General features: G+C 37.3%; 4 protein-coding genes. 1 reads left to right on the forward strand and 3 read right to left on the reverse strand.

Features of this window, described 5'->3' with window-relative positions:
* Both ffh and ABX784_RS15935 read right to left on the reverse strand, forming a co-directional pair.
* Positions 1-1436 (reverse strand): signal recognition particle protein (gene ffh, locus ABX784_RS15930; protein ID WP_372656055.1); only part of this gene is annotated, 1436 nt, incomplete at its 3' end.
* 9 nt (positions 1437-1445) lie between these two features.
* Positions 1446-2114, reverse strand: coding sequence for an HAD family hydrolase (locus tag ABX784_RS15935; protein WP_372656056.1), 669 nt, complete (start codon positions 2112-2114; stop codon positions 1446-1448).
* A 54-nt stretch (positions 2115-2168) separates the two neighbouring features.
* Here ABX784_RS15935 and ABX784_RS15940 point away from each other — a divergent pair, with 54 nt between their 5' ends.
* Complete coding sequence (locus ABX784_RS15940; protein WP_372656057.1) at positions 2169-3260, forward strand: tRNA dihydrouridine synthase; 1092 nt, start codon at positions 2169-2171, stop codon at positions 3258-3260.
* Here ABX784_RS15940 and ABX784_RS15945 read toward each other — a convergent pair whose 3' ends face one another.
* Positions 3261-3626: a cytochrome c gene (locus ABX784_RS15945; RefSeq protein WP_372656058.1), complete on the reverse strand. Its 366-nt coding sequence runs from the start codon at positions 3624-3626 to the stop codon at positions 3261-3263.
* Positions 3627-4024: the final 398 nt, after the last annotated feature.

Below are 4024 nucleotides of genomic sequence, written 5' to 3' on the forward strand. Positions count from 1 at the left end.
AATCCTCCGCCCCACTTTCCACCTTTCTTACGAGGTTTCTTTTGTTTCTGACCAGGCATTCCAGGTAGTCCAGGCATTCCTCCAGGATTTCCAGGCATCCCTGGCATCCCCGGCATTCCACCACCTTTCATCATCTGCATCATTCCTCCCATCATTTTTTCCATTTGACGGAACTTTTGGAAGAAGTCTTTAACTTGAGAATCTGTCGTTCCAGAACCTTTTGCAATTCTTGTCATGCGAGATTCTTTTACTATCTTATAATCTTGTCTTTCTTTCTTAGTCATTGAGTTAATAATCACTCGCATACGCTTCATCTCATCTTCTGCTGGAGAAAGATCTCCAACTTGTCTAAGCATTCCACCCATACCAGGAATCATTTTTAAAATAGAAGACATAGAACCTAAGTTCTTCATCATATCCATTTGCTTCATAAAGTCGTCTACAGTGAATTTACCTTTTTCAAGGTTCTTCATCATATTTTCGGCATCTTTTTCATCGATAGAGTCTTGGGCCTTCTCTACTAAAGAAACAACATCTCCCATATCGAGGATTCTTCCAGCAAGTCTATCAGGGTGAAAGAGCTCTAAATCTTTCATCTTCTCACCAGTAGAGATATATTTAATTGGAACACCTGTTACGTGTCTAATTGAAAGGGCCGCACCACCTCTAGCATCAGAATCCATTTTTGAAAGCACAACACCAGTAAGGTTTACTGCTTCATGAAAAACTTTTGCAACATTTACTGCTTCCTGTCCAGTCATTGCATCAGCAACCATTAAAACTTCAGGGTTAAATGAATTAAGAGATTCTCTTACTTCTTTAATTTGTCCCATCAGCTCATCATCAACATGAAGTCGACCTGCAGTATCTACGATAACTACGTCGTATGAATTATCTTTAGCGTATGCCATTGCTTTTTCTGCAATAATTTTAGGATGAGTCGAAAGATCTGAATCAAACCAATCCATATCCATACTCTTAGCAAGAGTAATCAACTGATCCTTGGCCGCTGGTCTAAAAGTATCAGCAGGAACTAAAAGTACTTTCTTATCTTTTTTCTTTGAAAGATGAAGTGAAAGCTTTCCAGAAAAAGTAGTCTTACCTTGACCGTTCAATCCAACCACTAGAATTGGAACAACACCATCTCTATCTAGGTTAACTTCTTCATTGGCCGTCCCCATGATAAGTGCAAGTTCATCGTTTACGATTTTAATGAATTGCTCTTCAGGATTAACACCTGAAATAACCTTCTCACCTAATGATTTTTCTTTAACTGCATTTATAAATTGCTTAACAACTTTAAAATTTACATCAGCTTCAAGAAGAGCTGTTCTAACTTGCTTTAATGCATCCTCAATATTACTTTCAGAAATCTTTCCATTTCCCTGAAGATTCTTAAAAGCATCAGCAAACTTCTCACTTAAATTATCAAACATCTCTATCCTCTACTTTATTTCTCTTTCTATTATTTCAAAACATTCACTTGGCGTTTTGGCCTTAAAATTTGGTCTAGCACCATTCAAAATCTCTTCATTTACGTGAGTACACCAAAGAGCCCCAATAGACTTACAACCAAACTCTCTCGCTCCCTGCATGTCAGTGATACTATCTCCAATCATAATGACTTTAGACTTATCAACACCCTCTAACATTTCTTGAAGCCCCATAGGATGTGGCTTTGGAATTGTGTCATCGAGACATCTAAACTCATAAAAGAATTTAGCTACATCGAGGGACTTCAGGATAGACAGTGTACTCATTCTGTCACGAGCAGTCCAAACATAGAGTCTATATCCAGACTCGCCAAGCTTAATCAAGAGATCTTTCATCTCATCAAACAAAACGTATTTAAGACGATCTTGATTTGATATCTCTATCCACCTTTTGAATAAGGCATCTCTAACTGTCTCATCAGATATATTTAAACCAAAGCGCCAGGCAAGGTCATGCATATCTGCAGTATACTTATCAACAACTTCAGATCTAGGAACTTCACGCTTAAGAACCTCTCCAAGTAGCTGTTGTAGGCCCTGAATTATCCCTTCTTGACTAGAAATAAGCGTCCCATCGCAGTCAAAAACGATATGTCCTTTAATTTCTTCAACATTAGGCATAAAAAAACTCCATTACAGCTTCCCGAATCTATAAGATTTTGCTAAAAACTCGGCATGAATATTACACAAGTTACACCATTTTCAAAAGGTCTGCAGGAAAAAATTGACCTTCTCTCTAAAAGACGTGAAGCAATAAAACTCGGCAGCGTGTCATTCGCTTCTCCTCTCCTGCTTGCTCCTATGTCAAATATCTGCGCTTTTCCATTTAGACTACTTATGGAAGAGCTTGGCTGCGGTGGAACAGTCAGTGAGCTGATCTCATGTCATGGAATTAACTACGGTAACGAAAAAACGATTCGAATGTTGGGTATTCACCCTGATGAAAAACATATAGGTATTCAACTCTTTGGCGAAGACGCTGAAAGTATGGCCAAGGCAGCAAAAGTTGCACTAGAAAGTAAGCCTAAATTTATTGATATAAATATGGGATGCCCAGTTAGAAAGGTTGTGACTAAAGGTAGTGGTTCTGCTCTTATGAAGGACACTAGTAAGCTTGGACACTTTTTTGGAACGATTAAGAAGGCCATAGATGTTCCACTAACAATAAAAATAAGAACTGGCTGGGATGACGATACGATCAATGCCAAAGAGATCATCCATATTGCAAAAGAAGAAGGAGTTGAGTTTGTTGCCATCCATGGACGAACAAGAACTCAACAATACAAAGGACAAGCAAACTGGGAACTACTAGAGGAGCTCGCATCAGATAGCCCTCTCCCTATTATTGGAAACGGAGATCTCCATAGTGCAAGCCTTGTAAAAAAGAGAATGTCCTCATCAGAGTGTGATGCTTTTATGCTCGCAAGAGGACCACTAAGAGACCCATTTATATTTCTAGAAAGTTATATTCAAGCTGGTGAAACTATTTCTTTTACACCAAGTGATTACTGGGAAATTACGCAGAGATTATTTGAATACAATCAAATGTATACTGATAGAGAGAGAACTCTTTTAGTAATGATGAGAAAGCATATGGTTTGGTTTGCTGCAGGTCTAAGTAATGCTGCGAATTTTAGGAATATGATTTTTAAATGTCCTGACTTATCAGATTCTATGAAAATAGCAGAAGACTACTTTCTTTCTTTGGACACGGCTAGAAAACAAATTAACCCCGACGAAGCATTTATGACATCGGGGCATGGATAATTATTTCTTTTGAAGCATTCCAACGTGTCTAGTTTTAGATAGAGAGTGAACATAAGCTGCGATATCTTTAATCTCAGCAGGCTTAAGCTTCTTAATCTTCGCGTACATCATTGAAGTGTTCTTAGTTTTTCTTTTCTTACCTTGAATAGCTGTAACTTGTTCAGCAATATAGGCTTCATCTAGACCTGCAATCTGAGGTCCTTTTAAAAGAGCTATCTTACCGTTTTTTGCTTTTCCCATTCCATTTGCATTATGGCAAAGGGCACAGTTAACCTTTTTAAATATTTTCTTTCCATTGGCAATGTTACCAGCGAAAGAAGTCATAGAAAAAAGTAGTACTGACATTATTAAAAATGTTCTCTTCATTATTCCATCTCCTGAGTATAAGTAGAGTTTATCAAATATTTACATGTCTTAATATATAAAAAGACCTGTGCAACAATTTAGTGCATGTCTTGATACTTACTCTCTTTCCCGCTAAAAGTCTATATTCTTGAACTTATTAACCATATTTCATTGCTATGACACATATATTTGCCATTAATTTTTCGGCCAAATAGCATTAACTAGCTTAAAACACATACAGTATACCCGACCTTTTAACTAAAGCTTTATAAAAACTTACCGATGAGAGATAATAGATTAGAAGATTATTTAAGGAAACTAATGAGCTTTAAGAATAAAATCTATTCACTAGTACTGTTAACCTCTGTAGTAAGTGGACCGACAGTAATCTCTAAAGAGGAGAGCACAAGGTGTGTAGA

Origin of the sequence: Halobacteriovorax sp., from assembly GCF_041587335.1 — a bacterium.
GTDB lineage: Bacteria > Bdellovibrionota > Bacteriovoracia > Bacteriovoracales > Bacteriovoracaceae > Halobacteriovorax.

What these genes read in the sequence shown, in the direction of transcription:
- ABX784_RS15935 (WP_372656056.1), bottom strand. Translation starts at nt 2,114, where the DNA reads ATGCCTAATGTTGAAGAAATTAAAGGACATATCGTTTTTGACTGCGAT.
- ABX784_RS15945 (WP_372656058.1), bottom strand. Translation starts at nt 3,626, where the DNA reads ATGAAGAGAACATTTTTAATAATGTCAGTACTACTTTTTTCTATGACT.
- ABX784_RS15940 (WP_372656057.1), top strand. Translation starts at nt 2,169, where the DNA reads ATGAATATTACACAAGTTACACCATTTTCAAAAGGTCTGCAGGAAAAA.